At 69.6% G+C, this 25,804-nt stretch carries 28 protein-coding genes; 16 read left to right on the plus strand and 12 right to left on the minus strand.

Features of this window, described 5'->3' with window-relative positions:
• Positions 1-15: 15 nt before the first annotated feature.
• From SK803_RS14710 to SK803_RS14725, 4 genes are all read left to right on the plus strand, one after another.
• Positions 16-441 carry a YcxB family protein gene (locus SK803_RS14710; RefSeq protein WP_319966536.1) on the plus strand — a complete coding sequence of 142 codons (426 nt, stop codon included), beginning with the start codon at positions 16-18 and terminating at the stop codon, positions 439-441.
• Positions 442-501: 60 nt separating this feature from the next.
• Positions 502-1,299 carry a hypothetical protein gene (locus SK803_RS14715; RefSeq protein WP_319966537.1) on the plus strand — a complete coding sequence of 266 codons (798 nt, stop codon included), beginning with the start codon at positions 502-504 and terminating at the stop codon, positions 1,297-1,299.
• 101 nt (positions 1,300-1,400) lie between these two features.
• A complete protein-coding gene (locus tag SK803_RS14720) occupies positions 1,401-3,203 on the plus strand; it encodes a vWA domain-containing protein (protein ID WP_319966538.1) in 1,803 nt (600 codons plus the stop codon).
• Positions 3,200-4,525 carry an extracellular solute-binding protein gene (locus SK803_RS14725; RefSeq protein ID WP_319966539.1) on the plus strand — a complete coding sequence of 442 codons (1,326 nt, stop codon included), beginning with the start codon at positions 3,200-3,202 and terminating at the stop codon, positions 4,523-4,525. Before SK803_RS14720 ends, SK803_RS14725 begins: the two co-directional genes overlap by 4 nt.
• On the opposite strand, the gene SK803_RS14730 is transcribed toward SK803_RS14725, so the two are convergent.
• From SK803_RS14730 to SK803_RS14750, 5 genes are read right to left on the minus strand one after another with little or no spacing between them, the layout of a single operon-like run.
• Complete coding sequence (locus SK803_RS14730) at positions 4,526-5,260, minus strand: ABC transporter permease (RefSeq protein ID WP_319966540.1); 735 nt, start codon at positions 5,258-5,260, stop codon at positions 4,526-4,528.
• Positions 5,257-5,979, minus strand: coding sequence for an ABC transporter ATP-binding protein (locus SK803_RS14735; protein ID WP_319966541.1), 723 nt, complete (start codon positions 5,977-5,979; stop codon positions 5,257-5,259). The genes SK803_RS14730 and SK803_RS14735 overlap by 4 nt, the downstream gene beginning before the upstream one ends.
• Before the next feature lie 34 nt (positions 5,980-6,013).
• On the minus strand, positions 6,014-7,039 hold the full coding sequence (locus SK803_RS14740) for a ferrochelatase (RefSeq protein ID WP_319966542.1): 1,026 nt from the start codon (positions 7,037-7,039) through the stop codon (positions 6,014-6,016).
• Between the two features lie 52 nt (positions 7,040-7,091).
• Positions 7,092-7,859, minus strand: coding sequence for an enoyl-ACP reductase FabI (fabI, locus tag SK803_RS14745; RefSeq protein ID WP_093588011.1), 768 nt, complete (start codon positions 7,857-7,859; stop codon positions 7,092-7,094).
• Between the two features lie 48 nt (positions 7,860-7,907).
• Positions 7,908-8,612 carry a beta-ketoacyl-ACP reductase gene (locus SK803_RS14750; RefSeq protein ID WP_319966543.1) on the minus strand — a complete coding sequence of 235 codons (705 nt, stop codon included), beginning with the start codon at positions 8,610-8,612 and terminating at the stop codon, positions 7,908-7,910.
• 108 nt (positions 8,613-8,720) lie between these two features.
• Here SK803_RS14750 and SK803_RS14755 point away from each other — a divergent pair, with 108 nt between their 5' ends.
• Genes SK803_RS14755 through SK803_RS14765 form a run of 3 tightly spaced genes read left to right on the plus strand, consistent with a single transcriptional unit; the run spans position 8,721 to position 12,155 of the window.
• The gene (locus SK803_RS14755) at positions 8,721-11,300 is read left to right on the plus strand and encodes an FAD-binding and (Fe-S)-binding domain-containing protein (RefSeq protein ID WP_319966544.1); all 2,580 of its coding nucleotides are present in this window, start codon (positions 8,721-8,723) and stop codon (positions 11,298-11,300) included.
• 28 nt (positions 11,301-11,328) lie between these two features.
• Complete coding sequence (locus tag SK803_RS14760; RefSeq protein WP_319966545.1) at positions 11,329-11,748, plus strand: hypothetical protein; 420 nt, start codon at positions 11,329-11,331, stop codon at positions 11,746-11,748.
• 2 nt (positions 11,749-11,750) lie between these two features.
• Entirely contained in the window at positions 11,751-12,155 is a 405-nt protein-coding gene (locus SK803_RS14765; RefSeq protein WP_319966546.1) for a hypothetical protein, read from the plus strand.
• Between the two features lie 49 nt (positions 12,156-12,204).
• On the opposite strand, the gene SK803_RS14770 is transcribed toward SK803_RS14765, so the two are convergent.
• Positions 12,205-13,494: an MFS transporter gene (locus SK803_RS14770; protein WP_319966547.1), complete on the minus strand. Its 1,290-nt coding sequence runs from the start codon at positions 13,492-13,494 to the stop codon at positions 12,205-12,207.
• Between the two features lie 116 nt (positions 13,495-13,610).
• On the opposite strand from SK803_RS14770, the gene SK803_RS14775 reads away from it, so the two are divergent.
• The 4 genes from SK803_RS14775 to SK803_RS14790 are packed head-to-tail and all read left to right on the plus strand — an operon-like array spanning position 13,611 to position 16,965.
• The gene (locus SK803_RS14775) at positions 13,611-14,270 is read left to right on the plus strand and encodes a response regulator transcription factor (RefSeq protein WP_319966548.1); all 660 of its coding nucleotides are present in this window, start codon (positions 13,611-13,613) and stop codon (positions 14,268-14,270) included.
• Positions 14,271-15,575 (plus strand): sensor histidine kinase, encoded by a 1,305-nt coding sequence (locus SK803_RS14780; protein WP_319966549.1) that lies wholly within the window; start codon positions 14,271-14,273, stop codon positions 15,573-15,575.
• On the plus strand, positions 15,572-16,435 hold the full coding sequence (locus tag SK803_RS14785) for a TAXI family TRAP transporter solute-binding subunit (protein WP_319966550.1): 864 nt from the start codon (positions 15,572-15,574) through the stop codon (positions 16,433-16,435). The genes SK803_RS14780 and SK803_RS14785 overlap by 4 nt, the downstream gene beginning before the upstream one ends.
• The gene (locus SK803_RS14790) at positions 16,432-16,965 is read left to right on the plus strand and encodes a dihydrofolate reductase family protein (protein ID WP_319966551.1); all 534 of its coding nucleotides are present in this window, start codon (positions 16,432-16,434) and stop codon (positions 16,963-16,965) included. The genes SK803_RS14785 and SK803_RS14790 overlap by 4 nt, the downstream gene beginning before the upstream one ends.
• On the opposite strand, the gene SK803_RS14795 is transcribed toward SK803_RS14790, so the two are convergent.
• From SK803_RS14795 to SK803_RS14815, 5 genes are all read right to left on the minus strand, one after another.
• A complete protein-coding gene (locus tag SK803_RS14795; protein ID WP_319966552.1) occupies positions 16,950-17,915 on the minus strand; it encodes a VWA domain-containing protein in 966 nt (321 codons plus the stop codon). The genes SK803_RS14790 and SK803_RS14795 overlap by 16 nt on opposite strands.
• Entirely contained in the window at positions 17,912-18,793 is an 882-nt protein-coding gene (locus tag SK803_RS14800; protein ID WP_319966720.1) for a DUF58 domain-containing protein, read from the minus strand. Before SK803_RS14800 ends, SK803_RS14795 begins: the two co-directional genes overlap by 4 nt.
• Positions 18,794-18,855: 62 nt before the next feature.
• Positions 18,856-19,905 (minus strand): AAA family ATPase, encoded by a 1,050-nt coding sequence (locus SK803_RS14805; RefSeq protein WP_319966553.1) that lies wholly within the window; start codon positions 19,903-19,905, stop codon positions 18,856-18,858.
• Positions 19,906-19,967: 62 nt separating this feature from the next.
• Positions 19,968-20,498, minus strand: coding sequence for a molybdenum cofactor guanylyltransferase (mobA, locus tag SK803_RS14810; protein WP_319966554.1), 531 nt, complete (start codon positions 20,496-20,498; stop codon positions 19,968-19,970).
• On the minus strand, positions 20,495-21,178 hold the full coding sequence (locus tag SK803_RS14815; RefSeq protein WP_319966555.1) for a TetR/AcrR family transcriptional regulator: 684 nt from the start codon (positions 21,176-21,178) through the stop codon (positions 20,495-20,497). Before SK803_RS14815 ends, mobA begins: the two co-directional genes overlap by 4 nt.
• Before the next feature lie 93 nt (positions 21,179-21,271).
• Here SK803_RS14815 and SK803_RS14820 point away from each other — a divergent pair, with 93 nt between their 5' ends.
• Together SK803_RS14820 and SK803_RS14825 are read left to right on the plus strand one after the other, a co-directional pair.
• On the plus strand, positions 21,272-22,180 hold the full coding sequence (locus SK803_RS14820; RefSeq protein ID WP_319966556.1) for an ATP-binding cassette domain-containing protein: 909 nt from the start codon (positions 21,272-21,274) through the stop codon (positions 22,178-22,180).
• Positions 22,177-22,920: an ABC transporter permease gene (locus SK803_RS14825; protein ID WP_319966557.1), complete on the plus strand. Its 744-nt coding sequence runs from the start codon at positions 22,177-22,179 to the stop codon at positions 22,918-22,920. The genes SK803_RS14820 and SK803_RS14825 overlap by 4 nt, the downstream gene beginning before the upstream one ends.
• Here the strand turns inward: SK803_RS14825 and SK803_RS14830 are convergent.
• Positions 22,907-23,779 (minus strand): oxidoreductase, encoded by an 873-nt coding sequence (locus tag SK803_RS14830; RefSeq protein ID WP_319966558.1) that lies wholly within the window; start codon positions 23,777-23,779, stop codon positions 22,907-22,909. The two genes, SK803_RS14825 and SK803_RS14830, sit on opposite strands and share 14 nt — an antisense overlap.
• A 27-nt stretch (positions 23,780-23,806) precedes the next feature.
• Between SK803_RS14830 and SK803_RS14835 the strand changes: the two genes are divergently transcribed.
• From SK803_RS14835 to SK803_RS14845, 3 genes are all read left to right on the plus strand, one after another.
• A complete protein-coding gene (locus SK803_RS14835; RefSeq protein WP_319966559.1) occupies positions 23,807-24,148 on the plus strand; it encodes a DUF2203 domain-containing protein in 342 nt (113 codons plus the stop codon).
• 134 nt (positions 24,149-24,282) lie between these two features.
• Positions 24,283-24,831 carry a cysteine hydrolase family protein gene (locus SK803_RS14840; protein ID WP_319966560.1) on the plus strand — a complete coding sequence of 183 codons (549 nt, stop codon included), beginning with the start codon at positions 24,283-24,285 and terminating at the stop codon, positions 24,829-24,831.
• Positions 24,828-25,730: a GlxA family transcriptional regulator gene (locus tag SK803_RS14845; protein ID WP_319966561.1), complete on the plus strand. Its 903-nt coding sequence runs from the start codon at positions 24,828-24,830 to the stop codon at positions 25,728-25,730. Before SK803_RS14840 ends, SK803_RS14845 begins: the two co-directional genes overlap by 4 nt.
• The last annotated feature ends 74 nt before the right edge of the window (positions 25,731-25,804 follow it).

Raw genomic sequence — 25,804 nt, forward strand, 5'->3', positions numbered from 1 at the left:
GCCAGCCTGCGGGCGATGGTGCCGATGTTCCGGTGGGCGCCGTGGTTCGCGGTCGTGCTCGGCGTGTTCTCGCTGATCCTGCTGTTCGGTTTCGACGACGTGGTGCCCGTGGCGATCTTCGGCCTGGTGTGCGCGCTGGTCATCGGGTTCATGGAGCCGGTCGCGGTGTGGTGGCGCTTCTCGTCGGACGAGATGATCAGCCGGACCGTCATCGGCAGCGCGGACGACCAGTCGTTCCGGATGGCCGTCGGCACCTCGGTGCGCGAGGAGATCGGCTGGCAGGAGCTGCCGGGGTGGACCGAGACCCGGCAGGGCTTCGTGCTGGAGACGCTGGACGACGGCGCGGCGTCGCTTTCGGTGCCGCACCGGGCGTTCGCGTCCGATGAGGACATGGCGTCGTTCCGGACCCTGCTGGAACAACACATCGGTCCGGCCAACTAGGTGTCTCGGATCGGGCACACCGGGTGGGGCGCACGGGGCATGGCCACGTAATCTCGTCGGGTGTCCTGTGCAAGTGCCACGCTGGTCGTGTGGACGTCGGGATGGCTGCACGGTCTGGCCGCCGCCGACGACGTTCTCGACGCCCTGCACACGTGGGCCGAGCAGCACGAGGTGGTGGCCGACGACGACGGCACCGCCACGGCGCTCGACCTCCCCGGTCCCGACGAGGCCCCTGTGGGCCCCGCCCTGCTGCTGGCCGCGTTGCGGCGCGCGGGCGCCACTTCGGCGCGGCTCGCGCTGCCGATACCCGGTGACGTGCGCGGGCTGGGCGGCAAGGGCACGCTCTCGATGTGCGCGCTGCGGTCCGGCGAGGCGCTGGTGATCCCGTCCGTGCACATCGGGCTGGTGCCGAAGATCGTGGCCGACGGCGTGATGCGGTGGACCGTGTTCGACCTGCCGTCGTCCAACGGCCTGGAGCACATCCCGATCGGCGAGGCAGAGCACGGCCTGAGCGCGGCGCTGCGGGAGGCGACGGCCGCGCTGGCGTCCCTCGACGTGGCCAAGCACCGGCCGAACGTGCGCAAGGAGATCGCCGACCTCTCCGCCACGAACTCACACCTGCCGTGGCCGGACGCGATGCCTCCGCGCGCGTTGCGGGTGCTGCAACGGGCCGCCGAGGTCGACGCGATCGTGCAGGTGGCCAGGTCGGACTCCCCCGGCGGCGCGATGTCGGCGTCGGCTATGTCGGCGCGGACCGAGGCGTTGCGGCCGGTGTCGGAGGCCGTGCGGCGGGCGCGGTGCGCGGCGATCGACGAGGCCGTGCGCGTGCTGGCGGACAGCGGCGCCGGCAAGCACTGATCCAAACGAGTGGTTCTCCCCTGGTAGCAGTCCCCGGAGCAGGCAACTCCCCCGGAACTGTCGGTACCCCCGCATAGGGTGCCGATCGGGGAGGAAGCCGGATGGAGGACGTCGACCAGCGCCGGTCGAGCACAGCGCCCAGATACGCGGGCGCCCTCATGCTGGCCGCGGTCGCCGGGCACCTGTTGTCCCAGACGGCGACCGGGGCGCTCGCGACGTGGCAGTCCTGGGTGCTCTACGGCATCGGCACCGCGCTCCTCGTGCTGTCGGCGTCCGCGATCGACCGGTTGAACCAGCTGGCCAAGCGCATCCGGTTGCGCTGGGTGGTGTTCACGGCCGTGCTGGTCGTCGCGGCCGGGCTGATCGCTGTCGCCGCACCGCCGTTGGTCGCCTACGGCCGGGTGTTGCTGCTCGGGTGCCCCCAGCCGACCGAGGTACGGGTGCTCACTTCGCAGGACGCGGCGCCCGCGATCGGCGAGGTGGCGCGGAAGTTCGAGCAGCACACGGCGGAGGAGAACCACGGGTGCCGCACGGCGCGGTTGTACGTGTTCTCCGCGCCGGGCAACCGGGGAGCCATCGCGTTGCGGTCGTCGTGGTCCGCTCCGGACTTGCGCGAGATCGGGCCGCACCCCGACGTGTGGCTGCCGGACTCCACCACGGAGACGAACGAGGTGGTGCGTCGCACGGGCGGCATCGGGTCCGCGGTGACCGTCCGGCCGGGAGCCTCGATCGCGTTCTCGCCGGTCGTGCTCGCGGTACCCACGCCGATCGCGCGGGACGTCGTCCCCGACTCCTCCGAGAAGTGGGGCGACCTGCTCACCAAGGTCGGCAACACCGGCATCGCGATCGGCAGGCCGAACCCGCTGACGGCGATCGACGGCAGGCTCGCCACGCAGGCGCTGTACGAGACGCTCGAACCGGCCGTCGTGGAACGCCGGGTCGAGGAGGCCGACCGGCTCGAACCGGCTACCGCGACGATCACGACCGAGCAGGTGTTGTTGCGGCACAACAAGACCAGCTGCGCGCAGAAGCCGTGCCTCACCGCGCTGTACCCGTCGGACACCTACCGCGCCGACTACCCGCTGAACCTCGTCGAGTGGGACGCGCCGGACGTGTCGAACCTCGCCGCGCGCGAGCCCGCGAGCCGGTTCCAGGCGTGGCTCGGCACGCAGGAGGGGATGACGGCGCTCAACGCCGCCGGACTGCGCCCCGCGAAGCAGGCGGCGGGAGCCGAGTTCCGCGAGGAGCTCGGGGTGCGGGCGGGCCTGGCGCTCGACCGCGACGAGGCCGCACCCGGTGAGGCGGCGCAGGCGGAGTTCGGGAAGAAGTACGAGCAGGCCAAGCGGGACGGCCGGGTCTGGCTGACGCTCGACGCGTCCGGGTCGATGGCCGAGCAGACCGCCACCGGTGAGACGCGGTTCGCCGTCGCGGTCGACGGCGTGCGCAAAGCCCTCACGCAGATGGGCGCCAGGGACACGTACGGCCTGTCGGTGTTCAACGACACCGTTGTGCGGCCGCTCATTCCCTTGGGCAGACGTGACAAGGAGGCCGCGACCGCCGCTCTGAGCACCGTGCGGCCGGCCGGTGGCACGCCTCTGCACCAGGCGATCCTCGACAGCCTCGACCGGGTCGGCACGAACGACGCGAACCACATCAGCGCGGTGATCGCGTTGACCGACGGCGAGGACACGACGAGCCCGCAGACCCGGCAGGACGTGGTGAACGCGGTGCGGCAGAAGGGGATCCGGGTGTTCGTGATCGCCGTCGGCGAGGCGAGCTGTGCGGCGCACGCGCTGACCGAGCTCACCGACGCGTCCGGCGGCGACTGCCACGACTCGACCACGGACACCCTCGGCGACGATCTGGCGGCGTTGTTCCGCGAACTGTGGGGAGGCGCTCGATGAGGTGGCTGAGACGGGTGTGGGCGGCGCTGCCGAGACTGGGCCCGCCCGGTGTGGTGTGGGCGAACCGCTCGTGGCTCGCGATGGGCGTGGCCGTCGGCATCGTGCTGACGATCCTGTTCACCAGCGGCGTGCAGCCGTTGTTCCGCGAGTCGGCCGAGTGGGAGAAGGGCAAGCTGATCGTGCTCAGCGGCCGCGACCAGAGCGAGGGCGGCCAGCGGCGCGCGTTGATCAACCAGTGGAACGCCGAGCATCCCGAACAACCCGCGGAGATCGTCGAACTGCCGTCGGAGGCGGACGGCCAGCGCAGCGAGATGGTCGCGCGGGCCAGGGAGAAGGCCGAGAACGCGGACGTCTACAACCTCGACGTCACGTGGACCGCCGAGTTCGCCCAGTCCGGCTACCTGCGCCCGCTGTCCACAGTGGACACCAGCGGGTTCCTGCGCCGCCCGCTGGAGAGCTGCCGCTACCAGGGCGTGCTGTGGGCGCTGCCGTTCAACACGGACGCGGGCCTGCTCTTCTACCGCAAGGACATCGTCAAGGAGGACCCGCTCGGCCTCGACGACATCGCCACCACCTCCACCCGCGCGCTGCGGGCCGCGCCGGACGCCCGCCTCACCGCCGGCTACACGGGCCAGTTCGCCGACTACGAAGGTCTGACGGTGAACGCCCTGGAGCTGATCTGGGCGGAGAAGGGCGACGTCGTCGACGACACCGGCAAGGTCGTCGTCGACTCCGACCGCACCCGCCGCGCCCTGCGCTGGCTCGCCGACGGCCTCAAGGGCCAGAACCCCGTGGTGTTACCGGACTCCCGCGCGCAGAACGAACAGCTGAGCACCCAGGCGTTCCGCGATGGCAAGGTCGTCTTCATGCGCAACTGGCCCGTCGCCCACCGCACCCTGCGGGGCAACCAGGGCGAGTCCGCCGGCCGCCCCGGCATCGACTTCGAGGTGGCCCAGCTGCCCGGCCCGAGCGTTCTCGGCGGCCAGAACCTCGCCATCTCCGCCAAGTCCACCAAGCCCCGCGCCGCCCAGGCCCTCATCGAGTTCCTCACCGGCCCTCGCAGCCAGCAGCTCCTCTTCGAACGAGGAGGCCTGGCCGCCACCCGCGGCATCGTCTACCAGGACAGCCGCGTCGCCACCGAACACCCCTACGCCCGCATCCTGCTCAAAGCCGTCGAGGACGCCCGGCTGCGTCCGGTCACCCCGTACTACTCGCGCTTCAGCGACGAGTTCCGCGCCGTCGTCCGCTACGCCCTCGACCACGACGGCGCCCTGCCCGAGGGCGCCGAGGAGTCGCTCACCAGAGCCCTTCAGGGCCGGTGATCAGGGTGTGCGCCGGCGCAACGTCACCGCGCCCAGCACCAGCGCCAGGAGTCCGCACGCCGCCACGATCGCGAGGTTGCGCACCAGTTCACCCGTGATGTCGGACGACGTCGTCACGGCCGTGAGCGCGTCAACGGCGTACGACAGCGGCATGACGTTCGACAGCCACTCCAGCACGGGCGTCATGGCCTCTCGTGGCGCGAACAGCCCGCACAACAACACCTGCGGCATCACGAACAACGGCATGAACTGCACGGCCTGGAACTCGGTGCGCGCGAAGGCACTCGCGAACAGGCCCAGCGCCGTGCCCAGCAGCGCGTCCAGCCCGGCGATGACCACGAGCAGCCACACCGAGCCGCCGATCTCCAGGCCGAGCCACGTCAGCGAGATCCCGACCGCCACCAGCACCTGGACCAGCGCCACGATCCCGAACGCCAGCGCGTAGCCGAACAACAGGTCCAGCTTGCCCATCGGCATCGTCATCAGCCGTTCCAGCGTGGCCGTGGTGCGCTCGCGCAGGGTCGTGATCGACGTGACGATGAACATGATCGCGAACGGGAAGACCGCCAGCAGGGCCGGTGCGGCACGGCTGAAGGCCTGGTCGGAGTTGAAGACGAACCGCAGCAGGATCAGCAGCAACGACGGCATGAGCACCATCAGCGCGACGGTGCGGCGGTCGTGGCGGAACTGGCTGAGGATCCGCGCGGTCGTGGCCAGCAGGATCGCGGTGTTCACGCCGCCTCCTTCGCCCGGACCAGCGTGAGGAACGCCTGTTCCAGGTCGCTCGTGCCGGTTTCCGACAGCAACGCGGCCGGGGTGTCGTCGGCCAGCAACGCGCCGTCGCGCATCAGCAACAACCGTTCACACCGCGCGGCTTCGTCCATGACGTGACTGGAGACGAGCAGCGTGACGCCGCGATCAGCGAGTTCCCGGAACAACGTCCACAGCTCGTCGCGCAGCAACGGATCGAGGCCGACCGTCGGCTCGTCCAGCACGAGCAACTCGGGCTTGCCGAGCAACGCGACCGCGAGGCTCGTCCGCGACAGCTCACCGCCGGACAACGACGCCACGAGCTGCGACTCGTGCCCGCTGAGCCCTACCTCCTCGATCACGCGCCGCACGTCGGACCGGGGTGCCCGCAGCACGGCGCAGAAGTAGCGGAGGTTCTCGGCCACGCTGAGGTCGGCGTAGACAGCGGGGTTCTGGGTCGCGTACCCGATCCGGTTCCGCAGCCCTGGACTGCCGGCGGGCGCGCCGAGCACCGTCACCTCGCCGGACTCGACGATCTGCACGCCGACGACCGCGCGCATCAGCGTGGTCTTGCCGCAGCCGGACGGGCCGAGCAAGCCGGTGACACTGCCCCGCGGGATCGTGCAGCTCACGTCCCGCAGGACCAGACGCTTGCCCCGGCGCACCCGGAGCCCGGTGACCTCAACGGCCGCGGAACTGGTCATACGACCAATTCTGCGCCCGTTGAAAAACAACTGTCTAGGTGCGGGCGGGCCTCTTGGCCGGTTCGCAACACAACGGCGCGCACGGCGCGCCGTTCACGGTGCAGCCCGCCGCCACGAACGACGACAGCTTCCGCACCGGAGCGTCCGCCGTGTGTTCTGCGACCAGCTCGACCACGAGCTCGGAGAAGCGCGGGTCCGAGTTCGGGGTGGCGGCGCGGGCGAACTCCATGCCCAGCTCGGCGGCGCGGTCGCGGGCCTCGGTGTCGAGGTCCCAGACCACTTCGAGGTGATCGGACACGAACCCGATCGGGCACACGACGACGCCGGTGACGCCCTTGGCGTGCAGGGCGTCGATGTGGTCGACGATGTCCGGCTCCAGCCACGGGATCTGCGGCGGACCGGACCGCGACTGCCACACGACGTCGTACTCGGTGACGCCCAGCTCCGCCGCCACCAGCCGCGAGGCCTCGACGACCTGGCGCGAGTAGCGGTATCCGCCCTCGGACGCCGGCCCGGCGGCCTTGTCCGCGGACACCGGCACCGAATGCGCGGTGAAGACGAGCCGGTAAGAACCGGACAAAGAAGAAGCCGCGGCACGAACGCCATCAGCGAAAGCGCCGATGAACAGCGGGTGGTCGAAGAACTGGCGCAGCTTCACGAGTTCCGGACCGTCCGGCACGGCCTGCAGCGCCCGCACGATGTCCTCGTCGTACTGCCGGCACGCGGAGTAGCCGCCGTACGCGCTCGTCGGGAAGACCAGGGCCCTGCGCACACCGTCGGCCTTCATCCGCGCGACGGTGTCCTCGACCATCGGGTGCCAGTTGCGGTTGCCGAAGTAGATCGGCAGCTCGAGACCACGGGCCTTGACGGCCTCGATCGCCTCGAGGTTCAGGCGGTTGATCGGCGACACGCCGCCGAAGTGCTGGTAGTGGGCCTCGACCTCGTCCAGCCGCTCCGGCGGCACGCCACGTCCGCGAACCACGTTCTCCAGGAAGGGACGGACGTCCTCAGGACCTTCTGGGCCGCCGAAAGACAGCCAGAGCAGCGCGTCGAAACTCACCGCTCCATCCAATCAGACGCCCGATCGCCTCACATGACGAACAGATGTGACGTCAGAGACCGAGGAAGTGCACGCCGCCGTCGACGAAGACCATCGAACCCGTGGTGGCCGGGAACCAGTCGGACAGCAGGCCGCAGACGGACTTCGCGACCGGCGTGGGGTCGTCGACGTCCCAGCTCAGCGGAGCCTTCTCGCCCCACATCTTCTCCAGCTCACCGAAGCCGGGGATGGACTTCGCGGCCATGGTGCGCACCGGGCCTGCCGAGATCAGGTTCACGCGGATGCCGTCCGGGCCGAGGTCGCGCGCCATGTAGCGGTTGATCGACTCGAACGCCGCCTTCGCCGCGCCCATCCAGTTGTAGGCGGGCCACGCCTGACGGGCGTCGAAGTCGAGGCCGACGACCGACGCGCCGTGCGAGAGCAACGGGCGCGTGGCCTGCACCAGGGCCTTGTACGAGTACGCCGAGACGTGCATCGCCACCGAGACGTCCTCCCACGGCGCGTCCATGAACGGCGCTCCGAGGCAGCTCTGCGGGGCGAAGCCGATGGCGTGCACGACGCCGTCGAGGCCGTCGACGTGCTCACGCACCCGGTCGGCGAGCGTGTCGAGGTGTTCCTGGTTCTGCACGTCGAGCTCGACGACGGGTGCGGGCTTGGGCAGACGCTGCGCGATGCGCGTCACGAGGCTCATCCGGCCGAACCCGGTCAGCACGACCTCGGCGCCCTGCTCCTGGGCGACGCGTGCGACGTGGAAGGCGATCGACGCGTCGGTGATGACACCGGTGATCAGCAGTCGCTTGCCTTCGAGCAGTCCGGTCACTTGATCCAACCCTTTCGCAGTACGGAGAACAGAAGTCTGGACGATGCTTCAGTGGCCCATGCCGAGGCCGCCGTCGACCGGCAGCACGGCACCGTTGATGTAGCCGGCCTCGTTCGCCGCGAGGAACGTGACGGCGCGCGCGATCTCGTCGGCGGCACCGTAACGACCGGCGGGGATCTGCTTCAGCGCGGCGTCGCGGACGGCCTCCGGCAGATCGGCGGTCATGTCCGTGGTGATGAAACCGGGGGCGATGACGTTCGCGGTGATGTTGCGCGAGCCCAGTTCCAGGGCGATCGAGCGCGCCATGCCGACCATGCCGGCCTTGGACGCCGCGTAGTTGACCTGGCCGGCGCCGCCGGTGAGGCCCACGACCGACGAGATGAAGACGATGCGGCCGAACTTCTTGCGCAGCATGCCGCGGGAGGCGCGCTGGGCGAACCGGAACGCGCCGGTCAGGTTCGCGTCGACGACCTGGGTGAACTGCTCCTCGCTCATCCGCAGCAGCAGCGTGTCCTGCGTCATGCCCGCGTTGCAGACCAGGACCTCGACGGGGCCGTGTGCGGCCTCGACCTCGGTGAACGCGGCGTCGATCTCCTCGGAGTTCGTGACGTCGCACTTCACGCCGAGCAGGCCTTCGGGAGCGCCGGACCCGCGGTGCGTCACCGCGACCTTGTCGCCCTGCGCCGCGAACGCCTGCGCGATCGCGAGGCCGATGCCGCGGTTGCCTCCGGTGACCAGAACGGACCGACTCACTAGCTCTCCCTGCGATCGCTGCTGGTTGACCGGCTGAGGCTATCGGCTACCGGCAGGTAGTCCGGCATCGGCGGAGCCATGTCACATCCATCCAGGCATGATCGGGTGATGCGGGCCTTTCTCGACCGACTCCGCCGTGACGTGGACGGCGACGTCCTCGACGACCCCGCGAGCCGGGCCCTGTACTCGGCGGACGCGTCGAACTACCGGCACGTGCCACGGGTCGTCGTCCGTCCACGCACGACGGACGCGGTGGTCGCGGCCGTCGGGATCGCCGCGGAACACCGCGTGCCGATCACCAGCCGTGGCGCCGGAACGTCCATCGCGGGCAACGCGTGCGGCACCGGCCTGGTGATCGACTTCAGCCGCTACCTGAACGCGATCGAGATCTCCGGCGACCGGGCGCTCGTGCAGCCCGGCGCGGTGCTGGACCGGGTGAACGCCCAGGCCGGCGATCACCTGTTCGGGCCGGACCCGTCGACGCATTCGCGCTGCACGATCGGCGGGATGATCGGCAACAACGCGTGCGGCGCGCACTCGGTGAAGTGGGGCAAGACCAGCGAGAACGTCGCGAACCTGCACGTGCTCACGGCGGACGGCCGCACGTTCGAGACGGCGAACCCGCCCGCGTTCGACCTGCCCGTCTTCGACCCGGCCTGGTTTCCGCGGCTCAGCCGCCGGGTCAGCGGGTACGCCCTGGACGCCCCGACACTCACCCAGCAGCTCGTCGGCACGGAGGGCACCTGCGTCGTGCTGCTGGGCGCGGAGCTGAAGCTGGTCCGCCGCCCCGAACGCCGCGTCCTGGTCGTGCTGGGGTTCGCGGACACCTACGACGCCGCCGACCAGGTCACCCAGATCGAGGACGCGCTCGCGGTCGAGGGCATCGACGAGGCGTTGGTGCGCAACGTCCGCGTGCGTCCCGACCTGCCGGAGGGCCGCAGCTGGCTGTTCGTCGAGGTCGAAGATCATCCCGAACGTGTTGCCAAGATCACCAAGAACTCGATGATCATCCACGACCCGGCGCGGCAGCGGGCGTTGTGGCGGATCCGCGAGGACGGTGCCGGGCTCGCGACCCGCATGCCCGACGGCGGTGAGGCGTGGCCGGGCTGGGAGGACGCGGCCGTTCCGCCGGAGCGCCTCGGCACCTACCTGCGCGAGTTCGACCAGCTGCTGGCGCGGTACGGCCGGCGCGGCATCACCTACGGCCACTACGGCGAGGGCTGCCTGCACGTCCGCATCGACTTCGACCTGGCGCAGGGCCATCGCGCGTTCCTGGAGGACGCCGCCGATCTCGTGGTCAGCCACGGCGGCAGCCTGTCCGGCGAGCACGGTGACGGGCAGGCGCGGTCCGAGCTGCTGAGCCGGATGTACCCGCCCGAGGCGATCAGGGCGTTCCGGGACTTCAAGCACGCATTCGATCCGGGGAATCTGCTGAACCCCGGCCGGATCGTGGAGCCGCTCAAGCTCGACGACGACCTGCGGATTCTCGTCGCTCCCCCGAAGATTCCGACGCGTGCGGAGTTCGCGAGCGACACACGGCGGTGTGTGGGTGTCGGCAAATGCCTCAACACCAAGGGTGGCGTGATGTGCCCGAGCTATCGGGTCACTCGCGAGGAGAAGCACTCGACTCGCGGCCGCGCACACCTGTTGTTCGAGATGCTCGCGGGTGACGTGATCAAGGACGGCTGGCGTTCTACCGAGGTCGCCGAGGCGCTGGACCTCTGTCTGGGCTGCAAGGGTTGCAAACGCGACTGCCCGGTCGACGTCGACATGGCGAGCTACAAGGCGGAGTTCCTGCACGAGCACTACAAGGGGCGTCTGCGACCACGTTCGCACTACGCGATGGGCTGGCTGCCGACGTGGCTGAAGTATGGGCTGGTCAACAGGTTCACGGCGAAGTTCGGCAGGTTCGCCGGGATCACGCCGGAACGCGCGCTGCCCACCCAGACCACCTCGCTGGTCCGCCAGCTGCACCCGCTCGGCGAGGGCGATCCGGTGCTGCTGTTCCCCGACACGTTCACGAACTTCTTCGAGCCGGGCATCGGCCTCGACGCCGCGAACGTGCTGGCGCACCTGGGAAACCGCGTCGAGATCCCGTCCGCGAACGTCTGCTGTGGACTGACGTGGCACTCGACCGGCCAGCTCCCGAAGGCCCGCCGGGTCGTCGAACGCGCCGCGCGGGCGCTGCTCCCGTGGACCAGCCAGGGCGTTCCGGTGATCGGCCTGGAACCGAGCTGCACGGCGTTCCTGAAGACCGAGGCCCCGAAGCTGTCGAACGATCCGGCCGTGCACGCGCTCGCGGAGGCCACCCGGACGTTCGCCTCGCACGTCGAACCCCGGCTGCCGCGACTGCCCGGCGAGCGCGAGGCCGTCGTTCAGACCCACTGCCACCAGTACGCGGAGCTCGGTTTCGACCCGGACCGCGAGGCGATGACCAAGGCAGGTCTGCGGCCGCGGATCGTCGAGGGCTGCTGCGGCCTGGCCGGCAACTTCGGGTTCGAGCAGGGCCACTACGACGTGTCGATCGCGTGCGCCGAGCAGGACCTGCTGCCCGCGCTGAGGGCCGGCGAGGACGCGCTGGTGCTCGCCGACGGGTTCAGCTGCCGGACCCAGATCCGCCACACCACCGACCGCGAGCCGGTCCACCTGGCCACCGCGCTCGCCACCCTGATGGACATTTACCGCTGACTAACCACACCCGGCCAGTGTCGTGCGCATGCAGAGAAGGATTGGCGCCGCCGTGCTGGCGGCCGCGGCCATCACGATGACCTTCACGGGGTCCGCGCAGGCCGAGACGAACCCGTCGTGCCCCAGTGGCGTCACGCAGATCGGCGCCACCAAGTACCTCAAGAGCGGCAGCACGACCATCGCCTCGGTCAAGCAGTTCAAGGGCTGCGACAAGAACTGGGGCTACGTCTACGTCTGGGACTCCTGGCGTGCGAACCACCGCACCTACCGGCTCTACGCCGGTGTCCAGGTCCGCGGCGCCGAGTTCCCGAGCGGTTACAACAGCGTCGAGAACAAGCAGGAACTGTGGTCGTACGGCACGGACACACTGGACAAGTGCACCAAGGGGTACGGCTCCATCGTGGCCTCCTCCTACAGCGACGGTGCCGAGACCGAGGAGCGTTGCTGACCATGAAGAAGCTCAGTGCGACCGTGCTCGCGGCCGCCGCGATCGCGCTCACCTTCACGGGGTCGGCGCACGCCGAGACGAACCCGAAGTGCCCGAGCGGTGTCACGAAGATCGGCTCCACCAAGTACATCAAGTCGGGCAGCGCGACCGTCGCCTCGGTGAAGCAGTTCAAGGGCTGCGGCAAGAACTGGGGCTACATCTACGTCTGGGACTCGTGGAAGGCAAGTCACGGCAACTTCATCGCCGCCGTCACCATCACCAGGGGTGACGGCGGCATCGACGAGAACAGCGGCTCACGCGGACAGCAGGAGGTGTGGTCCAACGGCGCGAACACGCTGCAGTTCTGCACCATGGCGTATGGCACGGTGTCCGGCGGGGGTGCGGGCTTCACCAACGAGGTCTGCTGACGTGAGGAGGCGGAGGGCGGTCGCCGCAAGATCGCCCTCCGCGGGCCTGTCAGTCGCGGTCCAGCACCGAGTCCTTCGACGTCTCGCGCATGAACCCGTACACCAGCAACGAGATCAGCACGCACCCGGCGACGTAGTAGAAGAACACCGACTCCATACCGGCCTGCTTGAACCACAACGCCACGTACTCGGCAGTGCCACCGAAGATCGCCACGGTCAGCGCGTACGGCAGGCCCACCCCGAGAGCTCGGATGTTCGTCGGGAACAGCTCTGCCTTCACGATCGCGTTGATCGACGTGTAGCCGGTGACGATCACCAGCCCGCCGAGCATCAGCAGGAACGCCGGGAACGCCTCGGAGGTCTTCGCCAGAGTCGACAGCAGCGGCACCGTGGCCAGCGTGCCAAGCACCCCGAACCCGAGCAGCAGCGGACGGCGGCCGATCCGGTCGGACAGCGCGCCCGCGACCGGTTGCAGCACCACGAACACCAGCAGCGCGGCGAAGTTGATCCAGCTGACCGTCGCGGCGTCGATCTTGCTGGTGTTCACCATGAACTTCTGCAGGTAGGTCGTGAACGTGTAGAACGCGACCGTGCCACCCAGCGTCAGGCCGACCACGAGCAGGCATTCCTTGGGGTGCTTCAGCAACGCCCTGAAGGTGCCCTTCTCCGGGTTCTCCTTCTGCTTCTCGAAGTTCTCCGACTCGTCCATCCCGCGGCGCAGCCACATCACGATGATCGCGCCGGTCGCCCCGATGACGAACGCGATCCGCCAGCCCCACTCCATCATCTCGGTCCTGGAGAGGAACTGCTGCAACACGATCTGCACGCCCAGCGCCACCAGCTGACCGGCCGTCAGCGTCACGTACTGGAAACTGGAGTAGAAACCGCGGCGCGCGGGAGAGGCCACTTCGGACAGATAGGTCGCCGACGTCGCGTACTCACCGCCGACCGACAGCCCCTGCAGCAGCCGCGCGAGCACCAGCAACACCGGCGCCGCAACACCGATCGTCGCGTACGACGGCGTCAACGCGATGATCAGCGAACCGAAAGCCATCAACGTGACCGACAACGTCAGCGCGGCGCGGCGGCCGTGCCGGTCGGCGTAGCGGCCGAGCAGCCAGCCGCCCAGCGGTCGCATGAGGAAGCCGACGGCGAACACGGCCGCGGTGTTGAGCAGCTGCGCGGTCTGGTCACCCTTCGGGAAGAACGCGGCCGCGAAGTAGATGCTGAACGCGGTGTACGCGTACCAGTCGTACCACTCGATCAAGTTCCCGACTGATCCGCGCAGCACGTTCGCCACCACTCGGCGTTCGGCGCGTTTCTCCTGAACCACTGTCATGCCCGACACCATCTCGGCGCGACGACACCCCTCACAACCTGGGCAGAGGCATCTTTACAGTCACTTAGGCGCGTCGCCACGCGCAGGAAACAGTCGTCATGGCCGATACTGCTCGAATGCGGGTGCTGCTGGTCGAAGACGACGACGGCGTCGCGGACGCCCTGGTGGAGGCACTGCGGGCGAACGGGCACCGGCCTTCCCGCGTGCGCCGGGGCGCCGACGCGTTGATCGCCCACCGCGACGCCGACGTGGTGCTGCTGGACCTCGGCCTGCCCGACCAGGACGGCCTGGAGGTGCTGCGCAAGCTCCGCAAGATCGACCCGGTGCCTGTGCTCGTGCTGACCGCTCGTGGCGACGAACGGACCGTCGTGCGCGGGTTGCGGCTGGGCGCGGACGACTACCTGGTCAAGCCGGTGCGGCTGGCCGAACTCCTCGCCAGGATCGACGCGGTGGCGCGCAGGAGTGCGGCGCGGTCGCAGGAGCCGGACGACGTCGTGCGGGTGTCCGATGTGGAGATCGACCTGCAGAGCCGTCAGGTCGTGGTCGGCGGGCGCGAGATCTCGTTGACCACCAAGGAGTTCGACGTGCTGGCGGTGCTCGCGCGCAGGCCTGGCACGGCGGTCAGCCGGCAGCAGCTGATGGACGAGGTGTGGGGCAACGCGTTCGTGGCGGTGTCACGGACGCTTGACGTGCATCTCACGCAGTTGCGCGCCAAGCTCGACCGGCCGGGGCTGCTGCACACGATCCGCGGTTTCGGCTACCGGCTCGGTGAATAGATGCGGCAACGGCTTCTGTTGGTGCTGCTGCTCTTCTCACTGTCGGCTGTCACCGCGTTCGCCTTCCCACTGCTGATGAGCACCGCGTCCGAGCGCACCCAGCAGTTCGTGATCAGCCGCACGGCCGACATGGACCGCTTCGCCACCCTGCCCGCCGACGTCGTGGTGTCGGAGGCGTTGCGGCACAACGAGGTCTACGGCGAGGAGGTCGTGGTCGTCAACGCGGCGGGCGAGCCCGTCGTCGAGGCCGGCATGAAGATCGCCGAGGTGTCCGCGCAGATCGACGCCGCGCTGCGCAACCAGCCCGCCGCGCCCGTGCCGACCGTGATGCCCTGGAGCGGCGGCGACGTCCTGTTCGCCCGCCCCGTCGGCACCGGCACCAAGGTGGCGGGCGCCGTGGTCATGCGAGCCTCGACGCGGGTCGCCGCTCTGGACGTGGCACGGCGGTGGGCGATCGTGCTGGCAGGTGCTCTGCTGGCGGCCTGCGCGTGCGTCCTGCTCGCCCTGGTCGTCGCCCGCTGGCTGCTGCGCCCCCTCAAGGAACTCGACCGGGGCGTCCGTGCGGTCGCCGAGGGCCAACGGCGCACGCACGTCGCCGACACCGCGGGACCGGCCGAACTGCGGGCGTTGTCGGAGTCGTTCAACCGCATGTCCGACGCCGTGGCCGAAGCCGCCGACCAGCAACGACGCCTGATCGCCGACGCCTCGCACCAGCTGCGCAACCCGATGGCGGCACTGCGTCTTCGAGTGGACATGCTGCCGCAGAACGGTTCCCTGCTCACCGAGGTCGAACGCCTGGAGTCGCTGCTGGACGGGCTTCTGGCTTTGGCCTCAGCCGAGAGCACCGCCACCGAACGCGCGGCGGGCGGCGTGGAACCCGAACTCGCGGATCTCCAGGTCGTGGCGCACGACCGCGTCGACGCGTGGCGAGCCGCCGCCAGCTCGGCGGGCGTGACCATCACCGTCGACGACTGGACGCCGGGCCTGGTGCGATGCGCCGTGTCGGACCTGGCCCAGGTGCTGGACGTGTTGCTGGACAACGCCATCAAGTACGGCGGCTCCGAGATCACGGTGATCTGCGACCGGGCGACGCTGACCGTGCGGGACAACGGCCCAGGTCTGTCCAAAAAGGATATCGACCGCGCCACCGAACGGTTCTGGCGCGGCGACGACTCACAACGCGGGACCGGCCTGGGGCTGGCGATCGCGGACCGGATCGTCACGGCGCACGACGGCACGCTGACGTTGCACACGGACGGCGGCCTGGTGGTGACGGTGGAACTGCCGAGGGAGCCGCTGCTGTGAAACGACGAACGTTCGTGGTAGGCCTTCTCGCGCTGACCGCCTGCAGCGGTCCCGAACCCAGCGGCACCATCAAGATCGCCGGCGGCGAACCCGGCGGCTTCTACAACGACTTCGCCGCCCTGCTCTCCCGCCTCTCCCCCAGCCCGCTGACCATCACCCCGATCCAGACCGGCGGCAGCGCCGACAACCTCAAACACCTCCGCGAAGGCACCGCCGACATCGGCCTGACCCTGAGCGACAGCGCCCACATGGAGTCCGGCCTCGTAGCGCTGGGCCGCGTCTACGAGAACTATTTACAGCTCGTCGTGCTGGCCTCCTCGCCCTACCGCTCCGCCGCCGACCTCATCGGCAAACCGGTGTCCCTCGGCGCCGCCGGATCCGGTGCCGCGCTCCAAGGTGAACGCCTCGCGCTGGGCGTGCAGGAAGAGCACTATCCGCTGCGCAACGCCGTCGACGCCCTGAAAGCAGGCGAGATCGCCGCACTGCTGTGGTCCGGCGGCGTCCCCACCCCCGAACTCGACAAGGCGAGCGGCATCAGGCTGCTGCCGCTCGACACCTTCCTGCCGCGCCTGCGCCAGGACTACGGCAAGGTCTACGAACGCGTCGACGTCCGCATGGGCGTGTACGGCTCGCCGGTCGACGTCCCGACGATCGGCACGCCGAACCTGCTGGTGTGCCGGCCGGACCTCAGCGACGACTACGCGAGCGCCGTGGTGCGGCTGCTGGTCGCCAAGGCCGCGGAACTCGTGCCGGAGCAGGCCCTCGGCACGCAGTATCTCGACGTGCGCAGTCTCATCGACACGGGCAAAGTGCCACTGCACCCAGGCGCCGCAACGGAATACCGGAGGCTCCACGGATGATCATCACGATGGCGTCGATCTCCTTGGACGGGTTCATGGAAGGGCCCGATCACGACATCAGCTGGCACCTCGTCGACGACGAGATGCACGAGTACTTCAACACCGAGCTCGCGCGGATGAGCCGGTTCATCGACGGCCGCCGCAACCACGAGACGATGCTCGAAGCGTGGCCGCACACCGACGACCACCCGGAGTGGCCGAAACCCATGCACGACTTCGGCCGGATCTGGCGGGAGATGCCCAAGATCGTCTACTCGCGGACGCTGGAGACAACGGCGTGGAACACCACCGTCAAGCGCGAGATCGACCCGGACGAGCTGAGGGCGCTGCCCGGCGACAGCATGGCCGGCGGCGCGCAGCTGGTCGGGTCGTTCTTCGAGCACGACCTGATCGACGAGGTCCGGCTCTACCTGAACCCGGTCGCGATCGGCGGGGGCACGCCGTTCTTCACAAAGCCGATCGCCCTGGCACTCAAGAGCACCAGGGCGTTCGGAACGGGTGTGGTCGAGCTGATCTACGGCAGGCGCTGACCGAGCAACAGAGCCGCGGCGGCCGCGAACATCGCTGTCATCGTGCCGAGCAACAGCCACGGTTTCGACGCGTCCGCCTGCTTCTTCTCGTAGCCGATCTGCTCGCCGAGCGTGTCGTAGACCCGGCGCAGCTCCTCGGCCGACGCCGCCTTGAAGAACTCGCCGCCGGAGATCTTCGCGATCTCCTTCATCGCGTCGTCGTCGACCGGCACGGACTGCTGCCGGCCCTCGATGTCGACCACGCCGTCCTCGGTGCCGAACGAGATCGTGGAGATCGGGATCCCGGCCTTCTTGGAGTCCTCGGCCACGTCGAACGCCTTCCGGGTGCCGACCGTCTCCTTGCCGTCCGTCATCAGCACGATGCGGGCGGGCGGCGGTCCCTCGGCGCCACCGACGACCTTGCCGAACGAGTCGATCGACGCGATCGCGGCCGCCAGCGCGTCACCGGTCGCGGTCGACTGGGCGAGCTTGAGCCCGTCGATCGACTGCGTGACCGCGGCCCGGTCGGTCGTCGGCGCGACCAGCACGGTGGCCGAGCCGGCGAACGAGATCAGGCCCAGGTTGATGCCCGGTGTGAGGCCCTCGGCGAACGACTTGGCGGCCACCTGCGCGGCCTCCAGCCGTGACGGCTTCACGTCCGTCGCCTTCATCGACAGCGACACGTCGACCACGAGCATCACCGTCGCCCTGTTGCGCGGCACCCGCTGCTCGGACGTCGGGCCGGCCAGCGCCACGGTCAGCAACGCCAGGGCGGCCAGCAGGAACGCCGCCGGAACGTGCCGCGACCAGCGTTCCCGCTTGGGCGCGACCTTCTCCAGCAGCTCCAGGTTCGTGAACCGCAGCACCCTCTTGCGCCGCATCCGTTGCGCCACCACGTAACCAGCGGCCAGCAGCGCGACGGCGACCAGCAGCAGGAACCACCACGGGGCGACGAAGTTCGAGAAGCTCACGCGACACCCCCAGACCAGCGGCGCTTGCGCGCCACCACGAAACGAACCGTGTCCGCGATCCAGTCCGAGTCGGTCCGCAGCACCAGGTGCCCGGCGCCCGCGCGCCGCAGCCCCGACGCCACCTCGGCCCGGTGTTCCGCGGCCGCCGCGTTGAACTCCTTGCGCAGCAACGCGGACGCGGTCACCTCGCGCTGCCGCCCGGTCTCCGGGTCGGACAGCACGACGGTGCCGACCTCCGGCAGGTCGACGTCACGCGGGTCGACGACCTCGATGGCCACGAGCTCGTGCCGTGCGGACAGGGCACGCAACGGCCGCTGCCACTCCACGCCGCCGAGGAAGTCCGAGACCACCACGATCAGTCCACGCCGGCGCGGCGGGCGGCGCAGCTGCTCCAGCAGTGCGGCCAGGTCACCGCGCGTGCCCTCGGCGGCGCGCGGGATCTCGGCGATCTTGCGGATCATCCCGCGGGCGTGGGCGAGTCCACCGCGGGCCGGGATCCGCAGGTTGTCCGCGCCCGTCGACACGGCCGCGCCGATGCGGTTGCCGCCGCCGCGCGTCAGGTGTGCGACCGCCGCCGTGGCGGCGATGACCAGGTCGCGCTTCTCGCAGGCCGCGGTGCCGAAGTCGAGTGACGGCGACAGGTCGATCGCCATCCACGTCTCCAGCTCGCGGTCGGCGACCGTCTCCCGGATGTGCGGCACGGTGGTGCGGGCGGTGACCGCCCAGTCCATCCGCCGCACGTCGTCGCCGGGCTGGTAGGCCCGCGCCTCACCCGGCTCGGAACCCGGCCCCGGCACCAGGCCGAGGTGGTTGCCCTGCAACAGGCCGTCGAGGCGCCGCCGGACGTCGAGCTCCAGCATGCGCAGCGCGGCCTCCATGCGGACGCCGGACAGCACGGGCGGCGCCCACGACGGGCGCTCCTCGGCGGTCTTGTCCCTGCTCACTGCCTACCAGCCGGAACCGGCTGCTGCGGGCGGGCCGACACCTGCGGCAACGGCACGATCTGCAGCACGCGGGTGATGATGTGGTCGATCGGCACACCGTCGGCCAGCGCGTCGTACGAGAGCACCAGGCGGTGTCGCAGCACGTCCGGAACGACGTCCACGACGTCCTGCGGCAGCACGTAGTCACGGCCGCGCACGAGCGCGAGGCCACGCGCGGCGGCGATGATGCCCAGCGACGCACGCGGCGAGGCACCGTAGGCGACCCAGCCGGCGACGTCGGTGAGGCCGTGCTCGCCCGGCGCGCGGGTGGCGATCACCAGGCGCACCACGTAGTCGACCAACGCGTGGTGGACGAAGACGCGCGACGCCACGCCCTGCAGGCGCACCAGTTCCTCGGGCGAGAGGACCTGGCTCGGCACCGGCGCCTCGACGCCCATGCGGTAGACGATCTCGCGCTCTTCCTCGGCGGTCGGGTACTCGACCTGGATCTTGAACAGGAACCTGTCGCGCTGCGCTTCCGGCAGCGGGTACACGCCCTCGTTCTCGATCGGGTTCTGCGTCGCCAGCACCAGGAACGGGTTCGGCATCGGGAACGTCCTGCCACCGATGGACACGTGCCGTTCGGCCATGACCTCGAGCATCGCCGACTGCACCTTGGCGGGCGCGCGGTTGATCTCGTCGGCCAGCACGAAGTTCGCGACGACCGGGCCGAGCTCGGTGTCGAAAGCCTCGCTGGACTGGCGGTAGATGCGGGTGCCGAGGATGTCGGCGGGCACCAGGTCCGGCGTGAACTGCACGCGCGAGAACGAGCCGCCCACAACGCGGGCGAACGTCTCGACGGCGAGCGTCTTCGCGACACCCGGCACACCTTCGAGCAGCAGATGGCCCTTGGCCAGCAGACCCACGAGCATCCGCTCGACGAGCCGGTCCTGGCCGACGATCACCCGCTTCACCTCGAACACGGTGCGTTCGAGCAGCTGGGCGTCACGAGCCGGGGTGACGGGCGCCGATGCGTTCGGCGTTGCCTCGGCGGCGGGCTCGGTCACGTGCGGGCCTCCATGCAAAACAGGGTTTTACCGATAGTGGAACAGTCTTGCTCGTCGCCTGTTCAACCGCTGTGAAGGGTGTCCAGGTCGGCGGGGGTGTCGACGTCGCGCGCCTCACCGGGCAAAGCGGACACCTCCACCGGGTCGAGCCGCTGGAGAGTCTTGCGCAACGGCAGGTCGCGTGGGTCTTCGGGGAGGGCTTCGCGCAGTTCAGCGGTGTTCCAGACGCCGATCAGCCACTGCGTGCGGTCGTCTTTGAGCACCGCGTTGGCACCCGCTGCCCTGAGCCTCGCGATGGTGTCGCTGGTGAGGCCGGGTTGATCGACGGCGAGGACCGCCACCCAGTCCTCGGTGATCTTCGCGAGACCCGCGGCCAGTCCGGCGAGCGGACCGCCGCCGGGCGGGTCCTCGCGGGCCCAGATGACGTTCGGGAGGTCCTTCTCCGGTCCCACCACGACGATCTGCGCCGCATCATCCACAACGGACAACACGTGGTCGAGCAGGGTCGCTTCCCGATAGGACAGTGCGGCCTTGTCGACGCCGCCGAGCCGCTCGCCCTTGCCGCCGGTGAGGATGATCGCCGCGTAGGTCACTCGCGCCCCCTGATGTGTCCCGCGACGCCTTCCAGGAACAACCGCAGGCCGAAGTCGAAGTCCGCCCCGATGTCCCCGACGTCGAGGACGTCGTCCAGGTCGAACACGCCGGCCTCGATGACCGCGGCGAGCGAGGGCATTTCGCGCGGGTCGACCACCTCGCGCAGCGTCTGCCCGTACTGGTGGTTGAACTGGGCCGGGTTCTCCTCGAAGCCCTGGGACAGTGTGAAGCTCAGCCGCGCCTCCCCCTGCACGAAGGTCGACAGGCCCATCACGACGCCGATCTTCTCCCCCGGCCCCAGCGGCGTGCCTTCGAGGGCGCTGAGAGCACTGTCGAGCCAGGCGAGGTTCTTCGGGCCGACCGGCGGGCCGCTGATCGGGATCTGCAGGAACCACGGGCGCCTGCGGATGGCCGTGAGCACCGCTTTCGCCCAGAACCCGAGCTTGTCGCGCCACTCGCCGTCCGGCAGCGGAGGCGGTTCCTCCATCGCCGAGTCCCACATCAACGCGAGCAGTTCGTCCTTGCTCTTCACGTGCCGGTAGAGGGCCATCGTCGCGTTGCCCAGCTCCTGCGCGACGCGTGCCATGGACACCGCGGCGAGCCCCTCGGCGTCCGCGACCGCGATGGCGGCCCGCGTGATGTCGGCGGCGTCGATGGACGGTTTGCGCCCCCTCTTCATGCCCGTCCAGATCTCATACCTCTAGTCAAACAGATGCGTATGTCATACGCTAATTCAGGTTTTGCGTATGAGGTACGCATAAAGGGGGTTTCCATGATCGTCGAGACAGAGGGCCTGACGAAGAGATACGGCTCGAACACCGTGCTCAGCGGGCTCGACCTGAAAGTCGCCGAAGGCTCGGTGCTCGCGCTGCTCGGCCCGAACGGAGCGGGCAAGACCACCACGATCCGCATCCTGAGCACGCTGACCAGGCCTGATGGCGGTTCCGCGCGGGTCTGCGGGTTCGACGTGGTGCGCGAGGCCGCCGCCGTTCGCGGGGTGATCAGCCTGACCGGGCAGTACGCGGCCGTGGACGAGGAGCAGACGGGCCGCGAGAACCTGGTCATGATCGCGCGGCTGCGCCGGTTCGCCCGTGGTTCCGCCCGCGCCAGGGCCGTTGAGCTGCTGGAACGGTTCGACCTGGTCGACGCGGCGGATCGGCGGGTGCGCACCTACTCCGGTGGCATGCGACGGCGGCTCGACCTGGCGATGAGCCTGGTCGCACGGCCACGACTGCTGTTCCTGGACGAGCCGACGACCGGCCTCGACCCGGTGAGCCGCACGACGATGTGGGACGCGATCGGCGACCTGGTGCGCGACGGCGTGACGATCTTCCTCACCACCCAGTACCTGGAGGAGGCCGACCGCCTCGCCGACCGGATCGTGGTGCTGCACAACGGGGACGTCGTAGCGGACGGCACCGCGGACGCGTTGAAGAACTCGGTCGGCGGCACCCGGCTGGACCTCTCGTTCGGGTCTGCCGAGGACGCTTCGCGCGCACAGGCCGTGGTCGGCGGCGCCGTCGACGAGTTGATGCTGAGCGTGCCGTCCGACGGCAGCGCGACCCATCTGCATCGAGTGCTGGACGACCTGCTGGCGGCACGGGTGAGCGTGTTGCGGGTGTCCACGCACCGGCCGACCTTGGACGACGTCTTCACCTCACTGACGGCGGTGGCCGCATGACCGCGTCGCTGACCATGGCCGGCCGCAGCATCCGGCTGAGCCGCCGCAACCTCGACCTCGTGATCATGGCCATCATGCTGCCGGTGCTGATGATGGCGCTGTTCGTGTACGTCTTCGGCGGCGCGATCGGGCACGTGGAGTCCTATGTGGACTACGTGGTGCCCGGCATCCTGGTGCTGTGCACCGGTTACGGCGCCAGCTCCACCTCCATGGCCGTCGCCGACGACATGAAGAAGGGCGTGATCGACCGCTTCCGCTCCATGCCGGTCAGCAGCTTCGCCGTGCTCACCGGCCACGTCACCGCGTCCGTCGCCCGCAACGCCGTGGCCACGTCCGCCGTCGTGCTGGTCGCCCTGCTGATGGGCTTCCGGCCGTCGGTTTCGATCGTCTCTTGGGTCCTGGCGTTGGGACTGCTGCTGCTCTACGTGCTGGCGCTGTCGTGGCTCGCGGCGGGCTTCGGCGTGATCGCGCGGACCGTCGAGTCCGCCAGCCTGCTGGGCTTCTTCATGCTGTTCATTCCGTACCTCAGCAGCGCTTTCGTGCCCGTCGACACGATGCCCGCGGTGCTGCGGGTGGTCAGCGAGCACCAGCCGATCACGCCGGTCATCGAGACCGTGCGGGCGTTGCTGACCGGGCAGCCCGCCACCTCCGGCTGGCTCGCGCTGGCGTGGTCGGGCGGGCTGCTGGTGGCGGCTTTCGGCTGGGCCACCTGGTTGTTCAGCCGGATCAACCGCCGTTGAGGTGCAGCGCGTCGAGGCGGGTGAGCTCCTCGGGGGTGAGCCGGAGCTCGCCCGCCCTGACGTTCTGCTCCAGGTGTTCCGGGTCGCCGGTGCCGGGGATGACCAGCACGTGCGGCCCTCTGGCGAGCGTCCAGGCCAGCCTGACCTGCGCGGGTGAGGCGTCGTGGGCGTGCGCGATCTCGGTGACCTCGTCGTCCTCCTGCTGGCCGCCGGCCTCCTTCGCGGCCCCGGTGAGCGCGAAGAACGGCACGTACGCGACTCCGCGTTCACCGCACACGCCAACGAACTCGTCCTGCTCCGGGTGATGCCCCAGCCCGTACGAGTTCTGCACGCACACGACCTCCGCGATCCGTTGCGCCTGGTCGAGGTGGTGCGGCCGGACGTTGGACAGCCCGAGGTGCCGGATCAGCCCGTCCTGCTGGAGCCACGCGAGCTGCTCGAAGTGGCCTGAGATGTCGTCCAGCCCGCTGACCCGCAGGTTCACCACGTCGAGGTGGTCGCGGCCGAGCTGCCGCAGGTTCTCCTCGACCTGCCCCCTCAGCTGGGCCGGCGTCGCGAGCGGCAGCCACTCCCCCTGCGGCGTGCGGCTCGGGCCGACCTTGGTGACGATCACCAGGTCCCGCGGGTACGGCGAGAGCGCGCTGTTGATCAGCTCGTTCGCGGACCTCGTGGCGGAGAAGTAGAACGCGGCGGTGTCGATGTGGTTGACGCCGAGTTCGACCGCCCTCTGAAGCACCTCGATCGCCTGCGCGCGGTCCCGCGGTTCGGCCTTCGGGTCCAGCGCGGCTCCCAGCTGCGGCAGACGCATCGCGCCGAAGCCGATCCGGTTCACGGTCAGGTCACCCAGTCGCCACGTCATTCCCGCCACTGTGCCAGCCTTGGCGGCGTGGATCTGTTCACCGTCGACGAAGCCAAGGCCGAACTCGCCCGGCTCCTGCCGGTCCTGGACGAGATCGTCCGCCTGCGCGCCGACGCGGCCGAACTCGCCGCCGGTTCCTCGTCGCTGGGCGGCCTGCCGGAGTTCAAGGCCGCGCAGGCCCGGCTGGACGAGCTGATGGAGTCCGTCCAGCAGACCGGTGCCGAGCTGAAGGGCTTCGCGCCGTTGCTGGTCGACTTCCCGTCGTCGATGGACGGTGTCTCGGTGCTGTTGTGCTGGCTGGAGGGCGATCGCGAACTCGGCTGGTACCACCGGGCCGATCTGGGGTTCGCGGGCCGTCGTCCGCTCTGAGGCGCGCGGAAACCCGCGACGGACAAGATCGTCACAGTTCCCACGTCTCGATCTTGTCACGGTGACCGGATCCGTCCGTTGTACGTCCTGGTCGTGCCTGTCCGCCCGCCCCGGTTCCGGCGAGGCTGGTGGTCATGAAGCGAGCATTGATCGTCATCGACGTGCAGGAGTCGTTCCGCCAGCGCCCCAACTGGGCGGAGACGTCCAACCCGGACATCGTCGGCAAGGTGAACCAGCTGGTCGACATGTCCCGTGACGCCGGCGACCTCGTGGTGTGGGTGCTGCACTCCGAGCCCGGTACCGGCGGCGTGTTCGACCCCGCGCTCGGGCACGTGCGGCTGATCGACGGCCTCAAGCCGCTGGACGACGAGCAGATCCTGACCAAGACGTCGCACAACGCGTTCACCACGACGAACCTGCAGCAGACGCTGACCCAGCACGGCGTGCGCGAGCTGCTGATCAGCGGCATCAGGACCGAGCAGTGCTGCGAGACGACCACCCGCGTCGGCTCGGACCTCGGGTTCGACATGACGTTCGTGACGGACGCGACCGCCACCACGCCGTTGCCGCACTGGCAGACCGGCAAGGTGCTCGGCGTCGAGGAGATCATCGAGCGCACGGAGTACGTGCTGGCGGGCCGGTTCGCGCGGATCTCGGATGTCGCTACGCTGACCGGATCGTGACCAGAGTCGTCTTCCTGCTCGTACCTGGAGTGCACCTGCTCGACCTCGCGGGGCCGGCGCAGGTGTTCTCCAGCGCGGCCGACCTCGTGGACGGCTACGAGCTGTCCTACGTGGGCGACTCGGACTCCGTGCTCAGCCATCAGGGCGTGCCGCTGGGCACGTCGCCGTCGTTGCCCTCTCTAGACGTGCACGACCTCGTGTTCGTGCCGGGCTGGCGTTCGCCGAAAATCGTCGGAACCGGCCCGCTGAGCACACGCGCGTTGGAGTGGTTGCGCACGCACCACGCCAGCGGCGGCACGGTGGCGAGTGTGTGTGCCGGTGCAGAGATTTTGGGGCGTGCCGGTCTGCTCGATGGCCGCCGTTGCACCACACACCACGAACTGCAGGACGAACTGGCACGCCGCTACCCAGCCGCACGAGTCGTGCGCGATGTCCTGTTCGTGGAAGACAACCGCGTCGTGACGTCCGCCGGCATCGCAAGCGGCATCGACCTGGCGCTGCATCTGGTGGCCGTGCGCCACGGCCCGTTGGTCGCCGCCGCCATCGCACGCACGATGGTCGTCTACGCGCGCAGGAACGGTGACGACCAACAAGCCAGCGTGCTGCTGCGACACCGCTCGCACATCAACGAAACCGTGCACCGCATCCAAGACGTCATCGAGTCGCGCCTGACGGACCGCCTGTCGCTGGCCGAACTCGCCGTGGCCGCCGGGTGCAGCGAACGAACCGTGACGCGCCTGTTCGGCCGTGCCACGGGCATGACGCCGTTGAAGTACCAGCAAGCGCTGCGAGTCGAACGCGCCGAACACCTGATCGGCCAAGGCGCCACCGTCGAGACGGCAGCGCGCAACGTCGGCTTCGAAGACGCCAGAATGCTGCGCCGCCTGCGTTCCCGCTGAGCCGCACGCGTGCGGCCGTCCACACCCGACTTCAGCGCCCTTGCACACCCGATGACGAGGCTTAAGCTGGCCCG

The organism is Lentzea miocenica (assembly GCF_033949945.1).
Classification (GTDB): Bacteria; Actinomycetota; Actinomycetes; order Mycobacteriales; family Pseudonocardiaceae; genus Lentzea; species Lentzea miocenica.

Coding starts and splice junctions, on each gene's coding strand:
- SK803_RS14710 (WP_319966536.1), top strand. CDS start 16: ATGGTGCCGATGTTCCGGTGGGCGCCGTGGTTCGCGGTCGTGCTCGGC.
- SK803_RS14720 (WP_319966538.1), top strand. CDS start 1,401: ATGGAGGACGTCGACCAGCGCCGGTCGAGCACAGCGCCCAGATACGCG.
- SK803_RS14725 (WP_319966539.1), top strand. CDS start 3,200: ATGAGGTGGCTGAGACGGGTGTGGGCGGCGCTGCCGAGACTGGGCCCG.
- SK803_RS14735 (WP_319966541.1), bottom strand. CDS start 5,979: ATGACCAGTTCCGCGGCCGTTGAGGTCACCGGGCTCCGGGTGCGCCGG.
- SK803_RS14755 (WP_319966544.1), top strand. CDS start 8,721: ATGCGGGCCTTTCTCGACCGACTCCGCCGTGACGTGGACGGCGACGTC.
- SK803_RS14760 (WP_319966545.1), top strand. CDS start 11,329: ATGCAGAGAAGGATTGGCGCCGCCGTGCTGGCGGCCGCGGCCATCACG.
- SK803_RS14765 (WP_319966546.1), top strand. CDS start 11,751: ATGAAGAAGCTCAGTGCGACCGTGCTCGCGGCCGCCGCGATCGCGCTC.
- SK803_RS14770 (WP_319966547.1), bottom strand. CDS start 13,494: ATGACAGTGGTTCAGGAGAAACGCGCCGAACGCCGAGTGGTGGCGAAC.
- SK803_RS14775 (WP_319966548.1), top strand. CDS start 13,611: ATGCGGGTGCTGCTGGTCGAAGACGACGACGGCGTCGCGGACGCCCTG.
- SK803_RS14780 (WP_319966549.1), top strand. CDS start 14,271: ATGCGGCAACGGCTTCTGTTGGTGCTGCTGCTCTTCTCACTGTCGGCT.
- SK803_RS14790 (WP_319966551.1), top strand. CDS start 16,432: ATGATCATCACGATGGCGTCGATCTCCTTGGACGGGTTCATGGAAGGG.
- SK803_RS14800 (WP_319966720.1), bottom strand. CDS start 18,793: ATGGAGGCCGCGCTGCGCATGCTGGAGCTCGACGTCCGGCGGCGCCTC.
- SK803_RS14815 (WP_319966555.1), bottom strand. CDS start 21,178: ATGAAGAGGGGGCGCAAACCGTCCATCGACGCCGCCGACATCACGCGG.
- SK803_RS14820 (WP_319966556.1), top strand. CDS start 21,272: ATGATCGTCGAGACAGAGGGCCTGACGAAGAGATACGGCTCGAACACC.
- SK803_RS14825 (WP_319966557.1), top strand. CDS start 22,177: ATGACCGCGTCGCTGACCATGGCCGGCCGCAGCATCCGGCTGAGCCGC.
- SK803_RS14830 (WP_319966558.1), bottom strand. CDS start 23,779: ATGACGTGGCGACTGGGTGACCTGACCGTGAACCGGATCGGCTTCGGC.
- SK803_RS14840 (WP_319966560.1), top strand. CDS start 24,283: ATGAAGCGAGCATTGATCGTCATCGACGTGCAGGAGTCGTTCCGCCAG.